We start from the raw sequence: 25,244 nt of genomic DNA, 5'->3' as shown, positions 1-25,244 counted from the left end.
CCAGTGTTTCCTGAATATTAGCCGATTCTTAGCGGAATCGGCATTAATTATCCCGCTTAATAACCGAATAGAGATGCGATGGCCTGTATTCCAGGGACGGTGGCGCATGCATTTCTATCTCCTCTTTATTTACCTTTATTGGCTCGTAGCCTTTGCGGTGCATCGGCTTATTTTTCTGATCATCAACGTCGGTGCGGTGTCGCCTCAGGATATGGATGTCCCGAATCTGCTCAACAGTTTTTTCAATGGGTTGAAGCTTGATGTATCGATGGCGGCCTATACCACGGTCATCGCCTGGCTGCTGGTCCTTTTAAGTCTACCTTTCCCCAGGCATAAGGCCCGTACGGCAGCCAATGCCGTGACCAGCCTTCTGCTGGCGGCGGCCACATTCCTGGCTGTCGCGGACGCCCTGCTTTATCCGGAATGGAAAACCAAGATCAATAGCCTCGCGCTCTCGAGTCTTCAGCGGCCGAGTGAAGTCTGGAAGGTGACGTCAGCGTCGCAATTCTTCCTTGGCTTCGGACTGGCCGGTGGGGTGACCCTGCTTCTGATCGTTGGCCTCTATCGACATCAGAAGAGGCTGCCGATGTATGAAACCCATTTCAGCCTGAATGCGGCTCTGCTGCTGGTGATCTGGCCGGCAATCCTGGGTGTCACGGCCCGAGGTGGGATCAAGGCCATCCCGATCAACGTCAGTCGAGTGTACTTTTCCGAGGACGCTGTTCTGAATGATGCGGCGACCAACACGCTATGGTTTTTTCTGCTCGATATCAGTCACAATCGAAAATTTCTATCAGGTGAAAATCCTTTTCAAAGCATGAGTCGCGAGGAGGCCCGTGCCACACTCAAGGCGCTGCGCAAACCGGTCCAACGGCGGCCGGCGCCACTTTCCATCTTGAAGAGCAAAAGGCCCAATGTGGTTTTTGTGGTGCTGGAAAGCTGGTCCGCCGACCTGGTCGAGGAGCTGGGTGGCGACGCGGGCATCACGCCGAATTTTTCGGCACTGGCGAAGGATGGTCTGCTCTTTACCCGTTTTTATGCTAACGGCAATCGCTCGCAACAGGGTATTGCCTCCATCTTTGCGGGATTTCCTGCTTTACCGGTCGTAACCATCACAGAAAACCCAGGGAAGAGTCAGACCCTTCCACGATTTGCCGCCACCTTTGGCGCTCTGGGTTATCAAACTGATTTCTTTTACGGCGGGCAGCTGGAGTATGGCAACATCAAAGCGTTTCTTTTAAATAACGGGTTCCGTTCCATCCACGAGGATGATGACCTTCCACAACTCCCGCAGGGGTCGATGGGAGCCCCCGATAGCGTGGTAGCACCGGCCTATGCCGAGCATTTGAAAACCCTGCCGCAGCCGTTTTTGTCGGCTTTTTTCACCTTGAGCACGCACGCGCCCTATGATTTCCCAGGCCGTGAGAACTGTACCAGGCAGGGTCGTGAAGCGGCTTATGTATGCTCCGCCATGTATTCGGATGCGGCCTTGGGTCAGTTCTTTGCCACGGTTCGTCAGGAACCTTGGTTTGCCAATACTTTGTTTGTTCTGGTCGCCGATCATAGTCACAGCAGTTATAAATTGCGGGAAAATTGGCAGCCAGGTTACCGTCGCATTCCCCTGCTGCTCTGGGGTGGTGCCCTCCGTTCCGAGTTCCGCGGCAAGCTATGGGATCGCGTTGGTAGTCAGGTGGATTTAACCACCACGCTTTTGCATCAAATGAAGCTGGATAGTGCGGCTTATCCTTGGGGCAACGACCTTTTTGATCCTACAGCGCCTTCGTATGCCTACTATGAAATCGGCCGTGGGGTGGGTTGGGTCACCGAACGTGGCGAACTCGTCTATGATCAGGAAAATGATCGTGTGCTCTTTAGCAGCTTTCCTCTGGAACAAAGAGCCGCCGCGCAAAAACAAGCGCAGGCCTATCTGCAGTCGGTCGTCGACTACTATCTTGAAGCCCGGCCGGGTGAAACCTGGCAGCTGACCGGACACTGATGCAATAATTGGGTTGCGGCCCCGTTATCTTTGAGGAGGTTTTCAGAGCCATGAGCCTAATCGTTCGACCTTTGCAGCCAGCTGATGCCCTTGCGGTAGCCACCCTGCATATTCAAACCTGGCTGGATACCTACCATGGTTTGCTTCCCGATAGTCAATTGAATGGACTCAACCTGGAGCGTTCCCATGCCAATTGGCAACGCAGCCTGAGCGATAGCACGCAGCCCAAGAGTTTGCAAAGCGTGGGCGCCTTTCGCGAGGGCGAACTGCTGGGATTTGCCAGCGCTGGCCAGCCGCGTGAGGTTTGGGGTTATGACAGTGAACTTTGGGCGATTAACGTTCCAAGCCGTTTTCAAAAAATGGGCGTGGGTTATGTCCTCATGAAAGCCTGCGTGCAGCATTGTCTTCAGCAGAACGCGCGGAACATGTATCTCTACTGCGTCATCGGCAATGACAATGCCATGCAGTTCTATCATCGATTTGGAGCCATCGAAAGCGAGCGTATCAAAGTCTGCGAAGGTTATCGGGAACGGGCTCTGGTCTGGGATGACCTGCATGCTTTATCGCGAGCGCTTCAGTCGTGAAATAAGACCACGTTGACTTCATGTTTTCGAAAATTCCCTCCGCATTTCGAGCTGGCGAGTGAGCCGCGGAAGAACTACTTCTGAAGCTCGAATATCTGCAGAAGGGATGATTATGTCAAAACATTGGATTTATGGCTGTGCGGCGCTAGCCTGCACGGCTGCTTTGAGCGCACCAGCCTATGGTGCCAGCAAAACCTATCTGGGCATGCCGGTCGAGCCCATCGACCTGCACATGCATCCAGGCACTTATCAGACGATGGGACCCAAGGGTCAGGCTTTTGTGAAGGCCGCGCTGCCGGACTTCCTGCCTGATTTTCTGAAAGGTCTTTCCCTCAGCACTGTTGGCAATTTGATGCTCGACCCGTATGGGGCTTTTATCGGCATCAAAACTGAATGTGAAAAGTCCGGGATGAAGATGTGCGGACTCTTCGCCGTCTATGCACCTGAGACATGGGGTGTGGCCAGCAATGAGTACGTGCTGGGAAAACTGCAGGACGCCAAGAACAAAAAAAGTGATGGCAAGCCGATGTTCTTCGGGCTCGCCAGCGTTCGCATGCAGAATTGGAATATGGGCGAGGCCACCGAATTAGCCAACCTGCGGCAGGCCTTGCAGCAGAAATGGTACCGTGGCATCAAGCTGGCTTTTATTCATAATTCGATCCCGCTGGATGATCCGCAGTACGATAGCATCTATGGAGTCGCCGAAGAATTTGATGTACCCGTGTATCATCATGTCGGCTCCTCGCCGCTGCAAAAACTGGTGGATTTTGGCGACGAAGACGCCCAGAAGGAATATATCTCCAGCTACGATCCTTCACGCCTGGAAGCTACCATCGCCGCGCATCCCAAGGTGAAGTTCGTCCTGGGTCACATGGGTTTCGACTTTAACAAGGAAGGCTACGATTTTTCACAGACCGTTTATGATCTGGCGGAACGTTATCCTAATGTTTATCTCGAAATTTCGGCCTTTGGTCGAGCTTCCAATGATCCTGATGGCAAAAATATGGATCTGGCTCTTTATACGATTAAGTCCAAAGGTCTGATCGATCGCGCGATTTATGGATCGGATGGCCCTGGTTCCCCAGGCGGCACCGAGAAGTATATCGATGCCGTCTTGAAAAGTTTGGAGCGAACCGGTTATTCGTATGCAGAGGCTGAAGCCTTGCTGACCAGGAACACCGTTCGTATCTTTAAGCTGGATGGTTTGATGTAAGAGGCAAGGGGGCATCAGCCCCTTGGTAACAGTTCGGCGAGCAGTTTGTGGCCTTGAAACCGTGCATCGAGAATCTTGAGTATTATAAAGACGCCCCCGATCTTGCGGTCCAAAAACAAGACCTCGCGAGGCGGCGGGCGCATTTTAAAGGACAAGGCGTATCGCGTCGCCAGCTGGGTAATGCGAGTCGGAAGGTCACTGCGCGACCAAAGATAACAGCCCTTGCCATCCACCAGAGGCGCCGGTACGCGTGGATCGGCCGGCGGCAGCCAGGGTTCGGTGGCAACCGAGCAAATCTCGGCAAAAGAATCCCGCAACTTTTCATTATCATCGGCCCGTAAAAAGCCCACTTCAAGGCCGGCCTGAATCATCATCTCTCGATTTTGAGTCAGAGCCCCCTCCAGCATGCGGCGATAGCTATTCACAAATTCCGTTTCAAAATTCCGGACGGCACCCCAGTCGAGCAACACCAGCTGGTCTTCGCCAGATTCGTGAATACGGACCTTGTAGTTGCCGAAGTGGGGATCGGTTTGCATCATGCGGAAGTGAAACAGTTCATGGATAAAGAGCCATGAAAAATTTTCTCCCAGGCGGTTTTTACGATCCTGCGGCAGGCCCTGGACCTCGGGACTGTCGATATTAAAACCAGGCTCATAGGTCGTGGCCAGGACGCGTTTCGCGGAATAGCGCGCATGGCACTGGGGAATAATAAACTGCTTTTGATCCTTGAGGAGTTCGCGCGCCTGTTCGGTAAAATGCAGTTCACGCTCGTAATCGAGTTCCTGTTTCAGCATGGTGCGGATTTCCTGAAACAGCTGCTCATAACCATCGCTATGCGTGGGAATGATTTTCATCATGCCCAGGATCGAGCGCAGGGCTTTGATATCGGTATCAATGGCCTTGTCGACGCCGGGATATTGAATCTTCAGACAGATTTCCTGGCCGGTGGCCTTGATACGCGCGCGATGGACCTGACCCATGGAGGCAGCGGCCAAAGGCTCAGGGTCGATTTCGAGTTCGCTCAGGACCTCTTCGGTCAGGCGCTTTTTAAGGATTTTCTGGATCTCAAGCCAGGCGACGGGAGAACCCTGTTCATTGAGAGTCTTAAGGGTGCGTGCGACTTCCTCGGGGAAAAAATGCTCGCCGTAAAGGGCCAGCATCTGGCCGACCTTCATCAGACTGCCCTTCAGAATGCCGAGTTCGTTGGCGAGGAGGCGGGCCTGACTTTCCAAAAGGATCTTAAAATGCAGGTCCTTGGTGTCTGCATCCGACAGCATGCCTTTGATGCCACTCACGGCTATCCCGGCACTGGAGCGTATGGCCAGCTTGGTCAGGCTGAAGCTGCGATCGAAGAACCCGGTTTTGATTTTTTTGAGATCTTTTTTTTTGGTCAACGGCGGGCTCCTCTCGAGCATGGAGCTTCCATTGAACCAGATTCCAGATGAGAAAACAATGACAGCGGGTTGAAGGAGGCGAGGGAAGAGGGTTCCCGTGGGGGAACCCTTGTGTAACCAGGGGCTGGCGGAATTACCAGATTTTAACCTGCTTGTCGTCGGGCAGCACCATGGCGTCCGTCTTCTTGCAGGAGAAGACCTCGGCAAAGGCTGGCTGGTTTTTCATCTGCTGATTGACGCGGGCCCAGCCGCGGCTATGGGGGTCGGTTTTCAGCATCGCTTCAGCCATTTTTGGCAGCTCGATGCCGCACCAGACGCGCGCATACTGCAGAAAGAAGTCGCGTTTCTTTTCCTTGGCGCCTTTGCCGTCCGGGAAGGCGGCACGGTAGGCGAAGGTCACGCCGGTCAGGTCACCGATGTTCTCGCCGAGGGTCAATTCGCCGTTATGACCAATGGCGTTGAACTGTTCGATAAACGCGAGTCCGCGCTTTTTGAAGTTGTCGACGTCCTGATTGCTCATCCACTGACGGAGCTTGCCGGTGTCGTCGTACTTGGCACCTTGATCATCAATGCCATGACCCAATTCGTGACCAATGACCGCGCCGACTGCACCCAGATTGACTTCGACAGGCAGGCTGGGATCATAGAAAGGATACTGAAGGATGCCGATCGGCATTACAAATTTGTTATCAGACGGGCTGTAGTAAGCGTTCACCGTCAGAGGACCCATGCCCCAGCGGTCTTTGTTGCGTTTCTGACCCAGTTCTTTGTACATACGCTCGTTGAGGGCACGTTCCAGAGCGATCTGGTTGGCCAGTGGCGTGGTCAGCGCGTAGGTTGCGTTGGGATTGAAGTACCACTCATCGTCATTGCGGGGCTTGACCAGCTGCAGTTTGGCATTTTTCATTTTGGCAATGGCGCCGGCTTTGCCTTCGGCTGTCAGCCACTGGTTTTGTTTCACACCTTCGATGATCGAATTGCGAACGGATTCGGCCAAGGCAATGAACTTGTCTTCAGGAAAGTTCGGGAACATCAGGGGCAGAACTTCAGCGTCCAGCTCCTTATTGAACGAACGCATCACGAGCTGCGTACAACGTTCCTGACGTTCGGGACGGACTTTCGAATCCCCCAGATGCTTCTGGCGGAAGGCGAAGCGCGTGTTGAAAAAATCGGGATAAGCGTCGTCCATCATCGGCGCGAGTGCCTGGTATGCATACAGCGTCTTGAGCTTGTCGAGATCCTGCTTCGCGAGCGTTTTTTCCAGGAAATCATAGGTTTCTGGCACGAAGTGGCGAATGTTGGTCGAATCAGGAACGCGCTCCAGTTCCTTCGCCAACTGAAAGGTCGGATATTTTTTCAGGACGTCGGCCTTCTTGATCGAGGTCTTGCGTGTATAGATTTCACGCATTTCCGCCGGCAAAGGATAGACCTTGGCAAAGTCCGTTTCCAGCGCCAGAACTGTTTTGGCCTTCTCGGTCGCCTTCTTGTCGCCAATGGTGGTAAAGAATTTCTCGACCACTTTCTGATAATCACCCGAAACTTCAGGTTTCATATAGTACGAACGCTCGGGCAGAGTCATCAGATTGCCCATGAAGATAAAATCATAAAGATCGGAATTGTCCTGATTCGCCGTGCTTCCGACATCCACGAAGGTGTGGTAGGCGGCTTCCCGCTGTTCCGCGAGGTATTTCAGAAACTGCTCGCGGGTTTTGATCTTATCCAATTGAGCCAGAGTGGTTTTCACCAGTTCCTGCTCTTCCTTCTTGCGACTGTCTTCGCTCATGCACGCGCCGTACACGGTCGCTAACGTTTTCGAACGTTCCGACATGGCTTTGCCGGTGCGCAGCTGCTGATCCAGGTCCTGCAAAAATGCCTTTTTCTTGTCCAGAATGCGCTCGCGGGAATCGGAGAACGCAAACGTATGCGAACTGCGATCATCGCGCAGCTTGAACGAGCTGATCGCGTTGGAACAGGCATACTCATAGAAGTTTTCACAGGGATTGACGTTGGCATTGACTGGAAATTCCCGACGATCCGGGATTGCGCTCGATGGCGTCACGGCCGCGGGGGTGGCAGCCGGTGCAAATTGGGCCAAAAGAGTGGCCGCCAGCACAGCTGGAATCCTGAACTGCATACTTTACTCCGTCAAAAATACGCTTTTGAAACACATTCGATTGTCGACTCTGCCGACAGTTCTAGCCAGGTATGGTTGCGTTTGCCAAGCGGTTGTTGTGCATGAACTCAGAGGAACTTATGAAATATTAAGGTGTGAACACAGGGTCTTTCAGCGAACATTTTCCATTGTTTGCAACAGTGAAATTGATCCCCTCTTATAAGAATAAATAATTTCATGAATTTGATGGGGGCTGTTAAAACTGTGAATGACTCCTTCGAGTTATTGATCCCCTCTAGTGTCGGTGGAGCTAGGGCGAGCTCCCCGACCTATAGGATCGACCCCGATCCCCCCTTTTCTTCTTCTTTTCGTTTTTTTATCCTTACCAAATTTTAACCGATCAAGCATCCTGGATTTGGCTGCGGCCACGTAGTCCTTGGCATCTTTTGTACCGGAGCTTGTTCTTGGAACCCATTGATCCTATTCTGGTTGATCTGGAACCTACCGTACGCGTCAATCTGCGCGAATATCTCCGCCGCGACCTGGAACGCGAATATCAACCCAAACATCGCACCAAAGCCAATAAATTGGGGCCACAGGCTGTGGAGCAGCTGATTTTATCAGGCGAACACCTGCAGGTCCTGGTGCGCGAACAGGGTAAGGTTCAGAAGGTGGATATGACCTTTCCACTCTTCGATTTGGATAGCGACTTTACATTAATTCAATGCAGCTGCCTGCGTGATGCCTTAAGTCTTGAACCTTTGCGCTGTCATCATATGTATATGGCCCAGACCACAGTGGCTCATCGACTCGATATCATTCAGCAGCAGGACAAACCGGACGATACCTTGACCCAGCTGCAAAAATTTTTGCAGGCAGATGGCGACAGTCTTGCCGCCGAGGAAGAACTGCTCCTGGATCAGCGCTGGTTGCTTCTTTGGGAACCGTCGACCGGCGGACTCAGCGCGGAGCGTTATACCAAAGCGCGTTATGAAAAAGATGCGAGCTGGCAAAAACACGGGCGCTGGCCGTCAACCGAACTGATCCATGCCCTGGCTGATTTTAAAGATTCCCTTTCGCAGAGTCTCCGGACTGCACTTCTGCAAGGTAGCAATCGACCGGATCGCGAACTTTTTGAAGTGCTGCGCCTGGTCGAAGGTCATAACTCCATTGTGCTGGAAAATAGGGACACTCGTGATCCTATCGAGGTGCGTCTGGCGACCTGGCAGCTCGGGATCCGTGAAGAATCGGATGGCTACCGTCTGCATATTGAAGTCGGACTGGGTCGACTGCCACCGTGGAAGCTGGTGCCCGGGTGCGGTTTGATTGCGTTTGATGCCGCGGCGCAAATCCTTTTTCTCTGTCCTATGGATAAAAGGAGCGAGGGCCTCGTAACGGGTGTGCATCAGCAGAATAAGCTGATTCCCCTGCAGGATCGCGATGCCATGCTCAGTTTTATCGAAAATTTGGATCCTGGAATCGCAGTTCTCTGGAGCGATCGACCGGTCGAACGCGTAGCCGCCTCTGACCCCCAACCGATGCTGCGCCTCAGTCCCTTTCAACGGGGAGGCATGAAGGTCGAGGTGTGGATCCAGCTGAGTCCGGGAACCGCGGTGCGCGCCGGGGAAGGGCCCGAGGAATTGCGGGAACGCAGCCGACGCGGCGCTTTACGACAATTTATTCGAGACTTCGCCGCCGAACGACAGTTGGCGCGACGCGTGGAATCGATGCTGGATCTGGATATCCTGCCTCAGCCTGATAGTTCGATTTTTATCGCTTATAATGACGAAGTCGCACTCGCTTTGATGGCCCGTATCGAGGAGCATAAAAAGGCTCTCGATCTTCTGATTGAATGGCCAGCGTTCCTTGCAGGCAAGGAAAAACCTTATGCCGTGAGCGCTCTGGTCAAGGATCAGCCGCTGCGGGTCAGCGCCGGTGAAAAGCGGGATTGGTTTTCGGTCGATGGTTGGCTGGAAATGGATGATGGTCAAAAAATTGCCTTGCGGGAATTGCTCGCCGCATGCCGTCAACAGAAGCGCTATCTGCGTCTGACCGATGGCAAGTGGGCGGTGATCACCGAACAATTTCGCCAAAAGATGGAGCCTCTGGTTCAGAGCATTGATGAAGATGAAGATGGTTGCCATCTGAATCTGGCGGCTCTGGAGTCGGATGAACAGCTCCAGGCTCTGGAAAAACTTGATTTCACGGAAGCGTCGCAGGGTTTTTGGAAACTCGTGCAAAAAGCCAGGCGCAGTCGTCAGGCCGATGCCTCGCTCCCGGCGGGTTTGAACGCCGAACTGCGATCCTATCAAAAAGACGGTTTTTTATGGATGAATCATCTTGCAGCCTCGGGACTTGGAGCGTGCCTTGCGGATGATATGGGACTCGGCAAGACACTGCAGGCCCTGGCCATTCTTTTGAAATATAAGGATCGCGGCCCGTCCCTGGTGATTGCACCGAGTTCTCTTTCCTATAACTGGAAAGCCGAAGCCGCTCGCTTTTGTCCCGATTTAAAACTCGTCATCCTGCGTGAATTGGGCGATCGCGGCCGTAGCCGCACCTTTTCCGCAGGGGAAGTGGTCATTGCCAGTTATGGACTGGTGATGCGTTACAGCGAGCACCTGGCGCAAACCTCCTGGAATATTTTAGTTTTGGATGAAGCGCAGCAGGTGAAAAATGCCCAAACCAAAACCGCAAAAGCCGTGCAGGAGCTGCCCGCGGCCTGGCGTTTGGCCCTCAGCGGCACGCCCATTGAAAATCATCTGGGCGAACTCTGGTCGCTCTTCCGCACGATTTCGCCAGGCCTGTTTGGGGAATGGGAACGCTTCCGTCGCTCCTTTGCTTTTCCTATCGAGCGGGATCAATCCGCAACAGCCCGTGAACGTTTGAAACGTAAAATCCAGCCCTTTGTCCTAAGGCGCCTCAAGCAGGATCATCTGGCCGAACTGCCGCCTAAAACAGAAATTGATCTGTGGGTGGAGATGAGTGATGACGAGCAAACCTTTTATGATGCTTTGCGTGGTGAAGCGATCGACAAGGTCGAAACACTGGCGGCTGATGAAGAGGCGATGCAGAAGCAAAAGATCCAGGTGCTTGCGGCTTTGACCCGCTTGCGCCAGGCGGCTTGCCATCGCACCTTGGTGGACAACGACTGGCAGGGTGGGGCTACTAAAATCGATCTTTTGACCGAACGCCTGCTGGAACTGAAAGAGGCTGGACATGCCGCTCTGGTGTTCAGTCAATTTACGGGTTTTCTGCGCTTGATCGAGGATGAACTGTTGCGCGTCGGCATTCGGGTTCTTTATCTGGATGGACAGACGCCGATCGCGCAAAGGCAGGAGCTGGTCAATGCGTTTCAAGCCGGTGAAGGCGATGTCTTTCTCATTTCGCTGAAAGCCGGGGGCACCGGACTCAACCTGACCCGCGCGTCCTATGTCTTTCACATGGATCCCTGGTGGAACCCCGCGGTGGAAGCTCAGGCCAGCGACCGTGCATGGCGGATGGGACAGAAGCAGGCCGTCACGGTGTATAAAATGCGAGCCAAAGGCACCATCGAGGAACTGATTCACACGCTGCATGGTGAGAAAAAAGAATTGGTGGATTCGTTACTGGAAGGTCGGGATCCGAAGGCACGTTTTAATTGGGATGAAGTGTGGCGTCTGTTTACGGAACCGGCACGACCCGCTTTGGGCGGAACCACTCATTCGGCAGACGCATAAGGCAGGGTAGAAAGAAAAACGGGACTGACCCTGGAGTCCGTCCCGTATTGTCCACTCTTAGTTCCAGGCTTTGGCCGGTTTACTGCGACCGACAGGACCCATCGACAGCGAAGCGAGTTCTACCCAGCCTCGATTGATGACATTGGCCCAATTACCTTCCACCTTCACCAGCACGGGGTCGCCTTTTTTCAAAGCGCCTACGGACTGACTGGTGGCATCCGGACTGTTATGTAAGTTCGCTGATTCAGCGTTTACATAGTACACACGAACATCACTGGGTGGTGCCGAGAATCCTGCGCCGGCTGGTGCTGAACCAGGGGCTGATTCCATTGCTGTGGCACCGGCTGTTGGATCCGTTGCCATTGGTGATCCACCGTTGGCAAGCAGTTCAGGGGGAATCTCGCTGCCGGGTAATCCGCCGCCGGCTGGGCCTGCGGCTGCTTCTGCTGCCGAAGCAACAGCGGCATCGTTCAGCGCGTCGCTTTCCGCGCCTTCCATGGCTGCAGCATTACCTTCAGCACCAAGTGTTTCGGCGCCTTCGGTGGCTTCCGCTTGGCCTTCAGGGGATGCTTCCGTTGTTTCTTCGCCGGAAGTGACTTCTGCTGTTTCGTCTCCTCCACCGAAGAACGAACATCCCGTGAGCCCCGGCATTATCAAGGCTCCGGCCAAAATCCATTTGACAGAGTGGCTGGTTCTCATTTGCAGTCCTTTCAACATACTAGGCTCACGTCTTTCGTTGTTGAATGATTCGGCCGTCCCCGCCGTAGATTGAGGGGGCTCCTGTTAATGTCATGAAACCACTAAGTATTATTTGCGTATGATGTCGTGCTGAGTCGCCGCGCGAGACTTACTTTTGAGTTATTTTATTTCCGAATTCGCTTTGGTGCTGGCTCAAAAACAGGATTTTGACTAAGTAAGTGTCATAGGTTGGAGGTGACGGGAATGGTGCAATCAGCGTGGGGATCCCAGGAAACACAGTATTTTTATGGTTTGACGCCCGAGCGCGTGCTTGATGCTGTGGAAAAATCATTAGGTTTGCGCTGTACAGGCCGGACGATGGCGCATGCGAGTATGGAAAACCGGGTCTATGAGATTGAATTGGACCTGGATGAAGCGCCGCGTCGCAGCAAATCCTTCGATCATCTGGTCATCGCCAAGTTCTACCGTCCCGGCCGCTGGACCCGTGAGCAGATTCTCGAGGAGCATCAGTTTCTGCACCAGTTGATGGATGTGGAGGTTCCGGTCGTTGCTCCGCGCGTGCTGGTCGATGGTGAAACTTTGCACAAGCTGCCGGACTGCGATATTTATTACGCGATCTTCCCCAAGATCGGTGGCCGTTCGCCGCAGGAATTGACCACCGAGGATGTGGAACAGATCGGGCGTCTGCTCGGTCGCATGCATAATGTAGGGGCGCAGATGAAAGCGAAGCATCGCATTCAGATCAGCCCCGAGATTTTTCTGAATAAAAATTATCAGTATCTGCAGGGCGAGCACCTGATCCCCGAGACGCTGCGCTCGCAGTTTACCGATCTTGTGCACCGCCTCGCTGAACAGGCGAAGCAACTCTTTACCCAAACCGAATCGATCCAGATTCACGGCGACTGTCATCTAGGCAATCTTTTGCAGTATGGCAGCCACTTTTTTTGGGTGGACTTCGACGACTCCATGCGAGGCCCGGCTGTCCAGGATGTCTGGCTGCTCCTGCCAGGTCGCGATCAATATGCGCAGCAGCTTTTGCAGCATCTCCTGACGGCCTATGAACAGATGCGACCTTTTCCATGGGAAAGTCTGCGTTTGATTGAAACACTACGGGCGATGCGCATGCTGCATTTTGCGGCGTGGATTGCGCATCGGCGGGATGATCCCGCCTTTCAAAGGGCGTTTCCGGAATTTGGCCATGATCGCTACTGGCAGCAGCTGTACCGGGATCTGGTTGAGCAGGAAGAGTGGATGCACAGGCCCAATGCGTGGAATATTCACGACTGGACGAACTGAATCGATGACGATGCGCACTCGCTGATTATTTTTTAGATATGAGTTTCGTCAAAAGCCGATCGAAACTATTGGAAAAGAGTCGCACGTCCTGTTCATTAAAAGGCGGCGGACCACCCGTCGCCATGCCAGCGCCTCGCATCGAATCCATGAAGTCCCGCATATTGAGGCGCTCCCGGATATTGCTTTCGGTATAGTGTTCCCCGCGTGGGTTTAAAGCGTGAACTTTCTTCCCCACCAATTCCGCAGCCAAGGGAATATCCTGAGTCACGACCACATCGCCTTCTTCGCAGTGGGCGAGGACATAGCTGTCAGCCACATCAAAGCCCTTGGGAACCTGGACAAAGCTCAGAACGCTGGAAGGTGGCAGCTGTTGAAAGCTGTTCGCCACAAAACACGTCGGTATTTTTAAACGTTCGGCCGCTCGAATCACCACGTCCTTGATGGATCTTGGGCACGCGTCGGCATCAATCCAAATCTTCACCTAGGGCGACTCCTGGTTTGGCAGTCATTTCAGCCAGGGATACTCCTGGCTTTTCCTGGGCAGACTACCAAAGACTTTAAGGGATGTGCCACTCCAAAGCTCATCAATAGCCCTTGCGTAAGGATCGACCTTTCTAGAAACTCATCGACGAATCAACAGGGAGTGTCGCATGAAGTTCTGGATAATGCTGGGTTTCTTACTCACCTGGAGCCTGGGCTGCTGGCTACTGTTTGGCAGTGGCGTGCCCGTCCTGGCATTGACGCTGGTCGGGTGTGTCCTGATCCTTTGGCTGAGTGAGGCCCTGCCGGCCTTTGTCCCTACGCTCCTGCTGATAGCCGGAACTCTGCTCTTGCCCCATGAAGGCCCTGGTGATGCGGCATCGCAGGTTTTTAAACGCATGGCCGATCCCGTTCTGGGCTTGTTCTTTTGTGGGATGTGTTTAGGGCTGGCTTTGCGCAAACATGGAATTGATCAAGCCATAGCCCGCCTATCCTGGCGTCTGAGTCATGGATCATTGGCCCATAATCTGCGTATTGCGATGCTCATGACCGCTGGCCTTGCCATGTGGACCACGAATAGTACAGCCATGGCTATCAGTCTGCCAGCGTTTGGTGGCACGATTCAGCAGCTCATGCGATCCCATCCTTTGCAGGCCAGGGGTTATCTTGTGGGTTTAGCCATGGCGGCCAATTTCGGGGGCATGGCCACGCCGATCGGCACAGCGCCCAACGCGATTGCCATTGCAGCCTTGGAACCGATCTTTCCTATTGGATTTGGCCCCTGGATGATCCTGATGCTCCCCCTGGCATTTTTGTTACTCGTCGCCTGTGACTGGGCTGTTGTAAAATTCTTTCGGTTTAAAGGCATTGTGATGACTGACACCACGGATGCCCAGGCGACGTCCGAAACATTTTTGCATCGCGGCGTCCTCTGCCTTTTTCTGGGTACTGTTTTGCTATGGCTCACAGAAAGTTTTCATGGAGTTCATCCCTTGGCTGTTGGATTTGGAGCGGCCGGTGTGGCCTTTGCTACGAGGCTTTTGCAGCCGCAGGATTTGAATGAGGTGGATTGGAATGTTCTGCTCTTGATTGCAGGTGGACTTTTGCTCGGCAACCTTCTGGAGACTCATGGATGGATGGGACGCACTACCCTGGCTCTGCAAAATTCCGGAATGTCCGTGGATTGGCAACTCGGCCTTTTGATTCTGCTGGCTGCTGTCGGCAGTGCGATATCGAGCAATACCGCGACGGCCATCCTGCTCGTGCCGATGGCGGTCCAGTTGATCCCGGAACCCTATGCTGTCATTGCTGTGGCGGCCGCCTGTTCCTTAGGTGTGCTCTTTACCATCAGCACGCCGGCAAATGCTCTGGTGGCCGGTCGCTATGAGGTGAGCAATCGCGATATGGTGAAAGTGGGTGCCCCGATTCTGATCCTGGGCTGCCTGCTCCTGTTTTTTACTGTGAAATGGGTTGTGGGCTGGCTGCTCCTATAGAAAATCCCAGGTTGTTTGCACGCTGCTCGCGGCGGCGTCCCAGCCGAGTTCCTTTTTGATGTGCTCCACGAGGGAGCCCTGGGCTTCAGGCTGTCCGTGGTTGATCAAAATCTTCCTGGGCTTGTGTGGAGTCTGTTTCAGCCAGGCGCAGAGTTGGGCATAATCAGCGTGGGCGGACAGATTGCTGATCGTCACGATCTCGGCGGCGAGCTCCACTTCCTTGTGATGGATGCGCAGCGTTTTCAAGGTTGCGCTGTTGTCCTGTAAAAAACGGCCCTTGGTGCCCTCAGCCTGGTAGCCACAGAAGACCACCATATTGCGAGGGTCGGGCAAACGCTTTTTCAAATGATGCAGAATGCGACCGCCCGCGAGCATGCCTGATGCTGAAATCACAATCGCGGGACCATCGCGCATGGTGGCGAGCATGGACTGATCCGCGCTGGTCGAGGTCTCAAAATTTTGCGGATAAAAGTTGGTATGCCGATTGAATGAGCTGTTGACGCGGTGATCCTCGTCATGACTGAAGAAGGCCTTCAGAGCCTTGTCCGACATGGGACTGTCAAGGACGACCGGCACGACGGGAATCACGCCTTGCTGTTCCAGCTGGGCGATCATGTAAATAATTTCCTGCGAACGGCCCACGGCAAATGCCGGAATCACGACCACACCCTGGCGGTCGATAGCCTGCTTCAGGAATGTGCCGAGTTTTTCCGTAGCATCGACCCGTTCATGCAGACGATCGCCGTAAGTCCCTTCCAGGATCACGATATCACTGGGTGGCAGGGGATCGGGACCCTTGAGGGTCAGGGAATCTTCATGACCCACATCGCCGGAAAAGGTCACGGTCTTCGAGTGCCGATCGCTGTGCATGCGGATTTCAACCAGACTGGCGCCAATGATATGACCCGCGCGATGCAGGCGAATGCTGATGCCATCGCCCACTGTCGTCCATTCATAACGAGGGATCGGTTTGAATTTTTTCAAGACATTTTCGGCATCCTGCGTGGTAAAAAGCGGCAGTGGATTCTGGTGATTCGAATACTGAGTCTCACGGGCGAACCTTGCTGATTCCTCTTCCAGATGAGCCGAATCCAACAGAATGATTTGCGCCAGATCATAGGTTCCCTCGGAACAGTAGATTGGGCCGCGAAAACCTTGTTGATAAAGCCGGGGAAGATAACCGATGTGATCCAGGTGCGCATGGGTGATGAAAACAGCGGCAATGGAATCGGCAGGGACGGGCAGGTCAACCCAGTTCATCTGCCGAACGGCGGACGGGCCTTGAAAGAGTCCACAGTCGACGAGAAAACGCTGTTTGTTCCATTCCAGAAGGGTTTTGCTACCAGTTACACCAGAATGGGCACCAAGGAATTGCAAACGGATCGGAAAGGTCATGCTAGCTCCGCACTAGTGTTCGGTATTCAGCATATAACCTTAATACAAAAATCGAAAAGCTTAGATTCAAAAATGATCCGACCAGATCCGACACCACGCCTTGCGCATAACTCAGCGGTAAAGCCAGGTTTGGAAGCCAGTGGGCGAGGCCAGCAGCCAGAAAAATGGCAGTTCCCGCAAATAGGATCGTGCCGAGGATGACCAGGCCATACGCCCCAACAATATGCGCAAAGCTGCGACTGAAACCGAAGATGCGAGTCTGTCCGGGCAAACTTCGCGTGACCAGGCGATAGCCTTCGCCGATGGCTTTGAAAATACCGTTTTCGCGAAACATGGCGACGGTCGCGGACGCAATCAAGATCGCCGCGACCAGGAGGCCCGGGATAAATAAAAGCACAAGACCGATGGCGAGAGGCAGTGCCAGCAGTAAAGCAATGACGAACCCGCGTACCAGGTAGCGACCCAAACCCACGACGGATTCTTTTTCAAATGAGTCGGCTCGATCGGCGATATAGAGCAAGGCATTGCCCCAGTAAAGCAGTGTCACAAGGCCAGCGAGCAGAGAACGCCAGGTTCCAAGCGCCTGTCGCCCCAGCTGCAGTTTCAGCGGGTCGAGGGCTTCAGGCCAGTTGCTGGTCCATTCAGGAGGTGGGGGACTGGGCAACAGTCGTACGCTTAGATAATCCCAGTACATGAGTCCTAAATAGACGAGCAGGAAGATAAGGGAAGCCCAGCGTTGATCCCTGATAAAAGCCAGCGCGGTGGTGAAACTTTGCCGGACACGTGGGGCAAAGCGTTGGGGTGCAGAGGGGACAGCGATAAAATTTTGCATATCAGACATGGGTGCTCCTTGCCGAGATCATGGGAACGCGACTGTCTCTTGCTAACCAAAGCGCAGACCGCTGGCAAGCTGAAGTCCGTGGTCGCTTCCATTTCGCAGCTGGGAATTTTCCCGGGTCTGCATTAAAATCAACCGCCAACGCCTGTCAAACATGAGGCTTGCATGGATTCTCCTTATTCGCGGCGTGTTTTTTTGACTCATAGTGCTCAGACGCTAGGGGCCTTGCCAACCCTTCTCAGCTCCCCTTGGCTCCTGGCTGCGGATACTCCCGATATCGCCCCTGGTGTCACATTTAAACATCTGCGTCCTGAGGATAACTCGATCCTCGTGATCCTTTTGCCGATCGCTTTGGGCGTAGAGTTAAATCCCTTGCAGCCTGACGATCAAAGGATTCTGGTGCTGACCTTGAAGGGTATGGACCACATCATCGATCAACTTTCCGATCGCAATCGGGACGACCTGATGCTGCTTTTGAATCTGCTGTCGATGCCCTTGACCCGAACTCTTTTGGGCCTTTGGACCAAATGGGAAAAAGCGTCCCGTGATGAAGTCGTAGGATTTCTGGATCAGTGGGAACGCAGCGCGTTGAGTTTGAAGCGCGTTGGCTATCAATCTTTGGTGCAGCTGATGGAATTTGCGTTCTATGGTGTGCGCACCAATACCAAAAACATTCGCTATCCGGACGTGCCGGCGGTGATGCAACCTTTTCTCCGGCGTTTTTCGGCAGGAGACCATTGATGCGTCTGCCGGATTTTTTTTCTCAGGCCATGCACGATGAAAAGTGGCAGGTGCTCGACGGCGCTCGCCTGGAACAGGATGAGACCTGGGAGACCGATGTCGTTATTATCGGCACCGGCGCCGGAGGCGGAACAGCTGCAGAAATTTTGAGCCGGGCTGGGCTGCGCGTGGTGATGATCGAGGAAGGTGCACTGCGGACCTCGCAGGATTTCCAGCTGGAAGAACTCGAAGCTTATACCGGTCTTTATCAGGAAGGCATGACCCGTTCCACGCGGGATGGCGCGATTGGCATTTTGCAAGGGCGCACGGTGGGGGGATCAACCACCGTGAATTGGACGTCCAGTTTTCGTACGCCTGATCCGACCCTCCATTACTGGCAGGAACGGTTTGGTGTCAAGGGTCTTGGTCCCGATGAACTGACCCCCTGGTTTCAACGCATGGAAGAACGCTTCAGCATCACCGAATGGCTGGCGCCGAATCGCAATAATGAAGTTCTCTTGCTTGGGTGTGAAAAACTGGGAATTCCCGTGAAAGCCATTCATCGGAATGTCAAAGGCTGTTGGAACCTTGGTTACTGTGGCCTGGGTTGTCCAACCAACGCGAAGCAGTCGATGCTGGTCACCACCATACCGGAAGCTTTAAGACAGGGCAGCCGGCTTGTGCATAGGCTGCGGGTGCAAAAGCTTTTTTTTAAACCCCATGGTGTTGAGGAACTGTTGGGTGAGGCTCTGGGTGCCGACGGGAAAAAACCGACGGGTCGAACCCTCCGGGTGCGAGCCAAGCATTTTATCCTGGCTTCTGGTGCCATCGGCAGTCCTGCTATTCTACTACGGTCGGAAGCGCCGGATCCCTATCGTACCTTGGGTCGACGGACATTTCTGCATCCATCCGTTTTTGCCTTCGCTCGTTTCGCTGACGAAACCCATCCTTATCATGGGGCTCCTCAATCCATTTATACTGACCATTTTCAATGGCAGTACGGGGTCAGCGGACGCATGGGTTTTAAAATAGAGGCTGCACCTTTGCAGCCAGTCTTTGCGTCGGTGATCATGCGCGGCCATGGGAGTCGCCATCGGCAAAGGATGGAGCAGTTGGATCATACGGCGGGCTCGCTGGCTTTGCTTCGCGATGGCTTTCATGAAAGCAGCCCTGGTGGATCCGTGATGTTGACCGGAAACGGTTCGCCTGTTTTGGATTATCCGTTGACCGACTATGTGCTGGATGGGGTGAAAAGAGCCTATGCGGCTATTGGTGAAATTTATTTCGCAGCCGGCGCCACTGCGGTTTTCCCTGGGCATGGTGATGCCGAGGACTACACGAATCTGGAAGACTTTCGGCAGGGTTTGGATCGATTTGTTTTTGAAAAACTTCGGATGAGGCTAGGCAGCGCCCATGTGATGGGCGGCTGTGGGATGAGTGAACATCCTCGTCACGGTGTGGTCAATAGCCAAGGGCAGCATCATCAGCTGGAAAATCTTCATGTCTGGGATGGGTCGCTGTTTCCGACTAGTATTGGGGCCAACCCTCAGCTTTCGATTTATGGCATCGTCTCGAAAATGGCGACGCATTTTGTGGAAAACATGGGAAAGGAAAAAGCATGAAACGCATAGTTACAGGATTCATCATTCTCTTGATGACCGCCTGCACCTCGGTGGGCCTTGTGCCGCAAAAACCGCAGGTGGAGTTGAAAAATGTTTCGCTGGGCAAGATTAGTCTGACGGAAGTGGAGCTGCATGCGACCTTGGATGTTTTGAATCCAAACGACTATGCTTTGAACCTTTCCGCTATTGACTATCAGGTGGATGCGTTGGGCATGACCCTGGGCAAGGGGAGTAGTCTGGAAGCCATACGCCTGGCGCCGGGCGTCAAGCAGTCGGTGAAGCTGCCTTTGACGTTGACCACGGCTTCGGCCATTAAGTTTGGGCAAGCGTATTATTCGCAGGCTCAGAAGCAGTTGCCGGTGACGCTGCTGGCGACGGTGAAAGTGAATTCACCAGTCGGGCCTTTGAGTTTGGATTTTAAGGATGTGAAGGATATTAAAGAAAAGGCGCCGTGAACATTCAAGCCCCGCTGCGCGGGGTGCCGACCGGTGGTGGAATGAAGCCCCGCTGCGCGGGGTGCCGATTGGAGCTGGGTTCAAGCCCATTCTGCCACGATCGTCCCTTCCACCACGAGCCACAGCGAGTGGAACCCCAGCGTCAGCTGGGGCCTCTTGTCCTCACGACATCTCCAGCATCCGATCAATCGACCGTTTCGCCTTGATGCGCAGCTCTTCTTCCAAATGAATCTCATATTGCAAATTCTGCAGCGAAGCCAAAGTATCTTCCAACGTAATCTGCGCCATGTGCGGGCACCGGTGACTGCACATCCGGAGAACTTCCTTATCGCGATTGGCCGCAATAATATTATCCGCCATCGCACACTCGGTGAGCAGCAAATAACGCGAAGCCTTCACTTCCTGAACATACTTAATCATCGCCGACGTGCTTCCTGAATAATCCGAAGCATCCACCACTTCAGGCGGGCACTCAGGGTGCGCGAGCACCACGACATCGGGATACTGCTTGCGAACATCCGCGATATCTTCGACCGTAAACAGCTCATGCACCTCACAACGTCCGTGCCAGCCAACGAAGACCTTCTTCAAGTCGCCGCTCGGCTGCACCGCTTTGTTCAGATCGGTCTCAGGAAAAATAATCGTCTTCCCGGTTAGCTTCGCGACGTTCTTCGCCAGGAACTCATCAGGAATAAATATGACCGTGTCGCTGTCCAGTTGATTCACAATTTTCACGGCATTGCCCGACGTGCAGCAGATATCGGTCTCAGCCTTCACATCGGCATAGCTATTGATATAAGTCACCACCGGCACCCCTGGGAACTGCTCGCGCAGTTTCCGCACGTCGGCCGCGGTGATGCTTTGGGCCAGGGAACAACCGGCTTTCTTGGAAGGAATCAGGACCTTCCGCGTCGGGTTCAGAATTTTGGCCGTTTCGGCCATAAATTCCACACCGCAGAACACAATAATGTCCTTATCCGTCGCGGCGGCCTTGCGGCACAGCTCCAGGGAATCCCCCGTAATGTCCGCCACCACATGAAACAGCGCCGGTTCCATATAGTTGTGGCCCAGGATAATCGCGTTGCGTTCTTCCTTTAGCTTATTGATTTCATAAGCTAATTCGGCTTTATGCTCCAACTCAAAGTCTGGCACCAGACCATGCAATTTCTCTTTCATCAGAGCATAGGTGGCATCAAGTGATAGTGACATATCAGGGCCCTCCCTCGGTAGCGGCTCGGTCGGGAAGTCTTGCGAAAAAACTGGCAAAAAGCAAGTTCAAAGGCCCGCGAGGACGAAGACTCAAGTCCTGACACTGGCGCGCCGAAGAGGTTTGTGTTAGAGATGGAGAGAGTGAGGAGTTTTTTATGAAACTTATGAATACGACAAGTACAACGACGCAAACAACGAAGGCAGGGCCTCGGCGTTCTTGAGCTTGTTTTGACAATAGCTCGAACCAACCCAGGTCCCCCGACCTGGGTTTTTTGTTTTTGGAACAAATGCCCAGGCACCCTGTGTGTCCGGGCATTGGTGCTGGCGCAGGGGCCTGGGATTCAAGAGATTGGAGTCGACCCATGGAATCCGCACAGCTTTATCGTCTGCGCCACAGTCTTGCCCACGTGATGGCCCAGGCCGTCCGGCATCACTTTCAAAAGGAAGGGCCCGTGCATTTTGCCGGCGGCCCTCCGATTCAGGATGGCTTTTACTATGATTTCGATTTGCCTCGTGCCCTGGTGCCCGAGGATCTGATGGGCATCGAAGCCCGGATGAAGGTTATTCTGCAGCACGATCACGCGTTCCGTTACCAGGAACTGGAAGCGGATGAAGCCCGCCGTATCTTCGCCGATCAGCCTTATAAACTTGAACTCCTCGAGGGCCTTCTGCAAGGCGCCTACGATGATCACGGCGAGAAATCCCAAGCGGACGCCCTCGACCCGATCTCGATCTATCAACACGATGATTTCATCGACCTCTGCCGCGGCCCCCATGTGAGTTCGTGCCGCGAAATTCCGGACAATGCCTTTAAGCTGATGAAAATAGCGGGAGCCTACTGGCGAGGAGACGAAAAGCGTCCCATGTTGCAGCGCATCTATGCTGTGGCTTTCGCATCGGCGGCGGCGCTCCAGGACCACCTGCAGCTTTTGGAGCAGGCGGAAAAGCGGGATCACCGCAAGCTGGGCAAGGAATTGAAAATGTTTTTCTTTCATAACACTGCGCCTGGCATGCCCTATTGGTTGCCGCATGGATTCTCGGTTCTCAATCAGCTGATCAACTGGTGGCGTGAGGTGCACGAGCGCGAGGATTATGCGGAGATTTCCAGCCCCCTGATCAATTCCAAGAAACTTTGGCAAATTTCGGGGCATTGGGAGCACTACCGTGAGGACATGTTTGTCATGGAGTTGAATAAGGACGAAGTCTATGGCGTCAAGCCCATGAACTGTCCGAACGCCATGATCGTCTTCAATCATGAGCATCACAGTTACCGCGACCTGCCGCTGCGTTTGTCGGATTGTGACGCCTTGCATCGCCATGAGCGGTCGGGGGCCTTGCATGGGCTTCTGCGTGTGCAAAAATTTCAGCAGGATGATGCCCATATCTTTGTGGAAGACGATGATCAGGCCATCGATCGGGAATTCGCACGCATTCTGCAGCTGGTCGATGAATTCTACCGCGTCTTCAACCTGTCCTACCGGTTTCGTCTCGCCACCCAGCCCAAGGATGCGATGGGGGAAGGCGCGATCTGGGAGCGAGCCGAAGCCTCGCTCAAACGTATTCTTGATCGGCATGTCCAGGGTGCTTACGAAGTTGCCGAAGGTGATGGAGCCTTTTACGGTCCCAAGATTGATATCCTCATTAAGGACGCCCTCGGTCGGGATTGGCAAATGGGAACCCTGCAGTTGGATTTCCAACTGCCGAGGCGATTCGATTGTCAGTATGTGGATCGGGACGGTCGCAAGCAGCATCCGGCGGTGATTCACCGAGTGATTTATGGTTCGATGGAGCGCTTTATCGGAATCCTGATCGAACATTGCGAAGGAAAATTCCCGGTTTGGCTGGCGCCCGTTCAACTGCGCATCCTGCCCATCGCCGATCGTCATGACGACTTTGCTCGCGAGCTGCAGCAGCGATTGAAGAAAGCCAAAATCCGCGTTGAACTTGATGCGGATGCGCAAAGCCTGGGCCATCGCATTCGGCAATTTCGGTTGGAACGTATCCCCTACGCAGTTGTGATTGGTGATCAGGAAGTCGCCAGCCAACGCGTTTCATTACGTTCGCGCGATCAGGAAGGCCTTCAATCGCTCTCGATGGAAGAACTCTTGCAGAAGCTTGGGGAGGAAGTTCAAAGCAAGGCTATGAAATAAGACGTTGGGGCATCTGCCGCTGCAGCTTGAGGCGGTAGAAAGTCTTGGTGCCTTGGAAGCCACGCAGAACTTGCTCGTCCTGAGTCCACGTGAGATTCTGTTGACTCAGGAACTCCTGCACCTTGGGCATTTCCAGGAGGCTCCCTGATACAATGATATCCTCGTCCGAAGCCATATCGAGCAGACGCGAGCAGATGTTCACGGTGGTCCCAAAATAATCCATGCGATCATTCAGGTTCACCATAATGCAGGGCCCGCTATGCAAGGCAATTTTCAGGCCATGCAGAGAATAGCCCTGGGTTCGGATTGCATAGAATTTTTGAATGGCGATGGCCGCGGCCAGGGCCGACGTTTCGCTGTTAAAACTGGCCATCACAGCATCACCGATCGTTTTCACGATGCTGCCTTGCTCGTCGCGAATAAATTTTTCCATGGCTGCAAAATGGTCCTGGACGAGGCGGAAAGCTTTGGAATCGCCCATTTCACGATACATCTGAGTCGAGCCGCGGATATCGGAAAAGAGGAACACCAGGTGCCCAACACCCAGCTGCATGCCGGGGCGTAAGGCGTCATCTCCAAACAAATGTTGATAGGCGGGAAGGGAGGCCACCTGATCAGCCGTGGCAGCGTCCAGGTTGGGATCGAGACAATCGAACCGTAAAACCTGCCATTGGTCAGTGGGATTGTCCCAATCTAGCATCACCTGGGGCTGGACTCGTAACTCCGACTGCAGCCTCAAGCTTTCCATGTCGCGGCGGGACAGGGTCGAGAGCCCTTCAGGATCCACGGCCAAGCGCACGATATGCCCCTGCTTCATGTCGCGCAGGCGATAGCTGAGACCTGGCAAACGCAGCTGAACTTTGCGCGTCTCGTGCGGTGCAAACGGCAGCTGGACGTGAATGTTGGGACTACGACCGGGATTACCGATGCAATAAATAGGCGCGGGCTCCACGCTCAGGTCGCCAGCAAACGCAAACGACAGTTCCACATCCTTGGATTCAATGACGTCGAAGTTCAGGCCACAGGTTTCACAGTGAACTTTCTTCTCGATTTCACGCAGACTCTTGTTCTGTTTCTTGGCGCCGCGACAGGCAGGGCAGAGAATATCCCAGTTCAAAGCGAAAAGGCCAACCTGTGTGCCTTCCAGAAAAAAGGCCAGCGTGTTTTGCCGAGGCAGTTTGTAATGATCGGCAATCTCATAGGGACGCAAGCGCTGCAGAAAGCGATCCGCCGCGCGGGCGTGATAATCAGCGAGTGCTTCGATCTGCGCATGAAAAGGTTCGAGTTTTTTCAAGGCTATGCGTGCACGCTGGAGTTTGAGGCGATCGGGTTTCGGCCGCATCGAGGCTTCAAAGGATTGCGGTTGGATGGATTCCAGGTTCTTCACCAATTCTTGAATAATACGCGGAAACTTGGCCGCAGACTTATTCAGTTTGTGCAGGAAAACACCCTTCAGTGGCCCTTTCAGCACGATTTTCATGACGGCTTTGATTTTGGTCTGCCCGGCACCCACGGATTCCACGTAAAAGCCAAGCGAAGCATAGCGCACAGGGCCTTTATCAAAAAGGCGAATGCCCAGGCAGTAGGAGCCGGCAATCCACTCAAAAGGCTTTTCATAGAAATGGGCTTTGCCGAAAGGAACTCTGTACTCGCCTTCGAGCATCGTTCCACCTTCCGTGACCGGATGGTATGTGAAATCGACCAAACTAAGGCCTAATTTACGGCGCAGATGGTCATGATCCGAGATCACAGCCCAGACCTTCTCGATGGGTTCAGCCACGATAAATTCATGGCTGAGAACATCGCCCTGGCTTTCATATTGCGCCAGTTCGGTCGGGTGAAAAATCTGGGTGATGCTGAGCGTCAAG

General features: G+C 53.7%; 18 protein-coding genes. 10 read left to right on the top strand and 8 right to left on the bottom strand.

Features of this window, described 5'->3' with window-relative positions:
• Positions 1 to 106 precede the first annotated feature (106 nt).
• The 3 genes from VE954_RS28610 to VE954_RS28600 all read left to right on the top strand — a co-directional run bounded on the left by VE954_RS28610 (position 107) and on the right by VE954_RS28600 (position 3,793).
• On the top strand, positions 107 to 1,996 hold the full coding sequence (locus VE954_RS28610; protein ID WP_324959357.1) for an LTA synthase family protein: 1,890 nt from the start codon (positions 107 to 109) through the stop codon (positions 1,994 to 1,996).
• A gap of 50 nt (positions 1,997 to 2,046) precedes the next feature.
• Positions 2,047 to 2,580: a GNAT family N-acetyltransferase gene (locus VE954_RS28605; RefSeq protein WP_324959355.1), complete on the top strand. Its 534-nt coding sequence runs from the start codon at positions 2,047 to 2,049 to the stop codon at positions 2,578 to 2,580.
• Between the two features lie 112 nt (positions 2,581 to 2,692).
• Entirely contained in the window at positions 2,693 to 3,793 is a 1,101-nt protein-coding gene (locus tag VE954_RS28600; protein WP_324959353.1) for an amidohydrolase family protein, read from the top strand.
• 14 nt (positions 3,794 to 3,807) lie between these two features.
• On the opposite strand, the gene VE954_RS28595 is transcribed toward VE954_RS28600, so the two are convergent.
• Both VE954_RS28595 and VE954_RS28590 read right to left on the bottom strand, forming a co-directional pair.
• Entirely contained in the window at positions 3,808 to 5,187 is a 1,380-nt protein-coding gene (locus tag VE954_RS28595) for an AarF/ABC1/UbiB kinase family protein (RefSeq protein ID WP_324959351.1), read from the bottom strand.
• Between the two features lie 133 nt (positions 5,188 to 5,320).
• A complete protein-coding gene (locus VE954_RS28590; RefSeq protein WP_324959349.1) occupies positions 5,321 to 7,321 on the bottom strand; it encodes a M13 family metallopeptidase in 2,001 nt (666 codons plus the stop codon).
• Positions 7,322 to 7,764: 443 nt separating this feature from the next.
• On the opposite strand from VE954_RS28590, the gene VE954_RS28585 reads away from it, so the two are divergent.
• On the top strand, positions 7,765 to 11,019 hold the full coding sequence (locus VE954_RS28585) for a DEAD/DEAH box helicase (protein ID WP_324959347.1): 3,255 nt from the start codon (positions 7,765 to 7,767) through the stop codon (positions 11,017 to 11,019).
• A gap of 57 nt (positions 11,020 to 11,076) precedes the next feature.
• Here the strand turns inward: VE954_RS28585 and VE954_RS28580 are convergent, their stop codons facing one another.
• The gene (locus VE954_RS28580) at positions 11,077 to 11,718 is read right to left on the bottom strand and encodes an SH3 domain-containing protein (RefSeq protein WP_324959344.1); all 642 of its coding nucleotides are present in this window, start codon (positions 11,716 to 11,718) and stop codon (positions 11,077 to 11,079) included.
• Positions 11,719 to 11,961: 243 nt separating this feature from the next.
• On the opposite strand from VE954_RS28580, the gene VE954_RS28575 reads away from it, so the two are divergent.
• Positions 11,962 to 13,014 carry a serine/threonine protein kinase gene (locus VE954_RS28575; RefSeq protein WP_324959342.1) on the top strand — a complete coding sequence of 351 codons (1,053 nt, stop codon included), beginning with the start codon at positions 11,962 to 11,964 and terminating at the stop codon, positions 13,012 to 13,014.
• A gap of 25 nt (positions 13,015 to 13,039) precedes the next feature.
• Here VE954_RS28575 and VE954_RS28570 read toward each other — a convergent pair whose 3' ends face one another.
• Complete coding sequence (locus tag VE954_RS28570; RefSeq protein ID WP_324959340.1) at positions 13,040 to 13,495, bottom strand: YaiI/YqxD family protein; 456 nt, start codon at positions 13,493 to 13,495, stop codon at positions 13,040 to 13,042.
• 169 nt (positions 13,496 to 13,664) lie between these two features.
• Here VE954_RS28570 and VE954_RS28565 point away from each other — a divergent pair, with 169 nt between their 5' ends.
• Positions 13,665 to 14,987 carry an SLC13 family permease gene (locus VE954_RS28565; protein ID WP_324959338.1) on the top strand — a complete coding sequence of 441 codons (1,323 nt, stop codon included), beginning with the start codon at positions 13,665 to 13,667 and terminating at the stop codon, positions 14,985 to 14,987.
• On the opposite strand, the gene VE954_RS28560 is transcribed toward VE954_RS28565, so the two are convergent.
• Both VE954_RS28560 and VE954_RS28555 read right to left on the bottom strand, forming a co-directional pair.
• The gene (locus VE954_RS28560; protein ID WP_324959336.1) at positions 14,982 to 16,382 is read right to left on the bottom strand and encodes an MBL fold metallo-hydrolase; all 1,401 of its coding nucleotides are present in this window, start codon (positions 16,380 to 16,382) and stop codon (positions 14,982 to 14,984) included. The two genes, VE954_RS28565 and VE954_RS28560, sit on opposite strands and share 6 nt — an antisense overlap.
• A gap of 1 nt (position 16,383) precedes the next feature.
• Positions 16,384 to 17,223 carry a hypothetical protein gene (locus VE954_RS28555; RefSeq protein ID WP_324959334.1) on the bottom strand — a complete coding sequence of 280 codons (840 nt, stop codon included), beginning with the start codon at positions 17,221 to 17,223 and terminating at the stop codon, positions 16,384 to 16,386.
• Between the two features lie 162 nt (positions 17,224 to 17,385).
• Between VE954_RS28555 and VE954_RS28550 the strand changes: the two genes are divergently transcribed.
• Genes VE954_RS28550 through VE954_RS28540 form a run of 3 tightly spaced genes read left to right on the top strand, consistent with a single transcriptional unit; the run spans position 17,386 to position 20,017 of the window.
• Entirely contained in the window at positions 17,386 to 17,961 is a 576-nt protein-coding gene (locus VE954_RS28550; protein WP_324959332.1) for a hypothetical protein, read from the top strand.
• Positions 17,961 to 19,562: a GMC family oxidoreductase gene (locus VE954_RS28545; RefSeq protein WP_324959330.1), complete on the top strand. Its 1,602-nt coding sequence runs from the start codon at positions 17,961 to 17,963 to the stop codon at positions 19,560 to 19,562. Before VE954_RS28550 ends, VE954_RS28545 begins: the two co-directional genes overlap by 1 nt.
• The gene (locus tag VE954_RS28540) at positions 19,559 to 20,017 is read left to right on the top strand and encodes an LEA type 2 family protein (protein WP_324959328.1); all 459 of its coding nucleotides are present in this window, start codon (positions 19,559 to 19,561) and stop codon (positions 20,015 to 20,017) included. The genes VE954_RS28545 and VE954_RS28540 overlap by 4 nt, the downstream gene beginning before the upstream one ends.
• Before the next feature lie 162 nt (positions 20,018 to 20,179).
• On the opposite strand, the gene nadA is transcribed toward VE954_RS28540, so the two are convergent.
• Positions 20,180 to 21,226, bottom strand: a complete 1,047-nt coding sequence (gene nadA, locus VE954_RS28535) for a quinolinate synthase NadA (protein ID WP_324959326.1) — start codon at positions 21,224 to 21,226, stop codon at positions 20,180 to 20,182.
• 362 nt (positions 21,227 to 21,588) lie between these two features.
• Here nadA and thrS point away from each other — a divergent pair, with 362 nt between their 5' ends.
• Entirely contained in the window at positions 21,589 to 23,376 is a 1,788-nt protein-coding gene (thrS, locus tag VE954_RS28530) for a threonine--tRNA ligase (protein WP_324959324.1), read from the top strand.
• Here the strand turns inward: thrS and VE954_RS28525 are convergent.
• Entirely contained in the window at positions 23,366 to 25,243 is a 1,878-nt protein-coding gene (locus VE954_RS28525; protein ID WP_324959322.1) for an adenylate/guanylate cyclase domain-containing protein, read from the bottom strand. The two genes, thrS and VE954_RS28525, sit on opposite strands and share 11 nt — an antisense overlap.
• Position 25,244: the final 1 nt, after the last annotated feature.

The organism is Oligoflexus sp., from assembly GCF_035638955.1.
GTDB lineage: Bacteria > Bdellovibrionota_B > Oligoflexia > Oligoflexales > Oligoflexaceae > Oligoflexus.
Note: the sequence above shows the minus strand (reverse complement) of the source record. Positions and strands in the feature narration are given on the sequence as shown.

Coding starts and splice junctions, on each gene's coding strand:
- VE954_RS28580 (WP_324959344.1), bottom strand. CDS start 11,718: ATGAGAACCAGCCACTCTGTCAAATGGATTTTGGCCGGAGCCTTGATA.
- VE954_RS28545 (WP_324959330.1), top strand. CDS start 17,961: ATGCGTCTGCCGGATTTTTTTTCTCAGGCCATGCACGATGAAAAGTGG.
- VE954_RS28610 (WP_324959357.1), top strand. CDS start 107: ATGCATTTCTATCTCCTCTTTATTTACCTTTATTGGCTCGTAGCCTTT.
- VE954_RS28550 (WP_324959332.1), top strand. CDS start 17,386: ATGGATTCTCCTTATTCGCGGCGTGTTTTTTTGACTCATAGTGCTCAG.
- nadA (WP_324959326.1), bottom strand. CDS start 21,226: ATGTCACTATCACTTGATGCCACCTATGCTCTGATGAAAGAGAAATTG.
- VE954_RS28560 (WP_324959336.1), bottom strand. CDS start 16,382: ATGACCTTTCCGATCCGTTTGCAATTCCTTGGTGCCCATTCTGGTGTA.
- VE954_RS28600 (WP_324959353.1), top strand. CDS start 2,693: ATGTCAAAACATTGGATTTATGGCTGTGCGGCGCTAGCCTGCACGGCT.
- VE954_RS28540 (WP_324959328.1), top strand. CDS start 19,559: ATGAAACGCATAGTTACAGGATTCATCATTCTCTTGATGACCGCCTGC.
- VE954_RS28555 (WP_324959334.1), bottom strand. CDS start 17,223: ATGTCTGATATGCAAAATTTTATCGCTGTCCCCTCTGCACCCCAACGC.
- VE954_RS28590 (WP_324959349.1), bottom strand. CDS start 7,321: ATGCAGTTCAGGATTCCAGCTGTGCTGGCGGCCACTCTTTTGGCCCAA.
- VE954_RS28575 (WP_324959342.1), top strand. CDS start 11,962: ATGGTGCAATCAGCGTGGGGATCCCAGGAAACACAGTATTTTTATGGT.
- VE954_RS28565 (WP_324959338.1), top strand. CDS start 13,665: ATGAAGTTCTGGATAATGCTGGGTTTCTTACTCACCTGGAGCCTGGGC.
- thrS (WP_324959324.1), top strand. CDS start 21,589: ATGGAATCCGCACAGCTTTATCGTCTGCGCCACAGTCTTGCCCACGTG.
- VE954_RS28605 (WP_324959355.1), top strand. CDS start 2,047: ATGAGCCTAATCGTTCGACCTTTGCAGCCAGCTGATGCCCTTGCGGTA.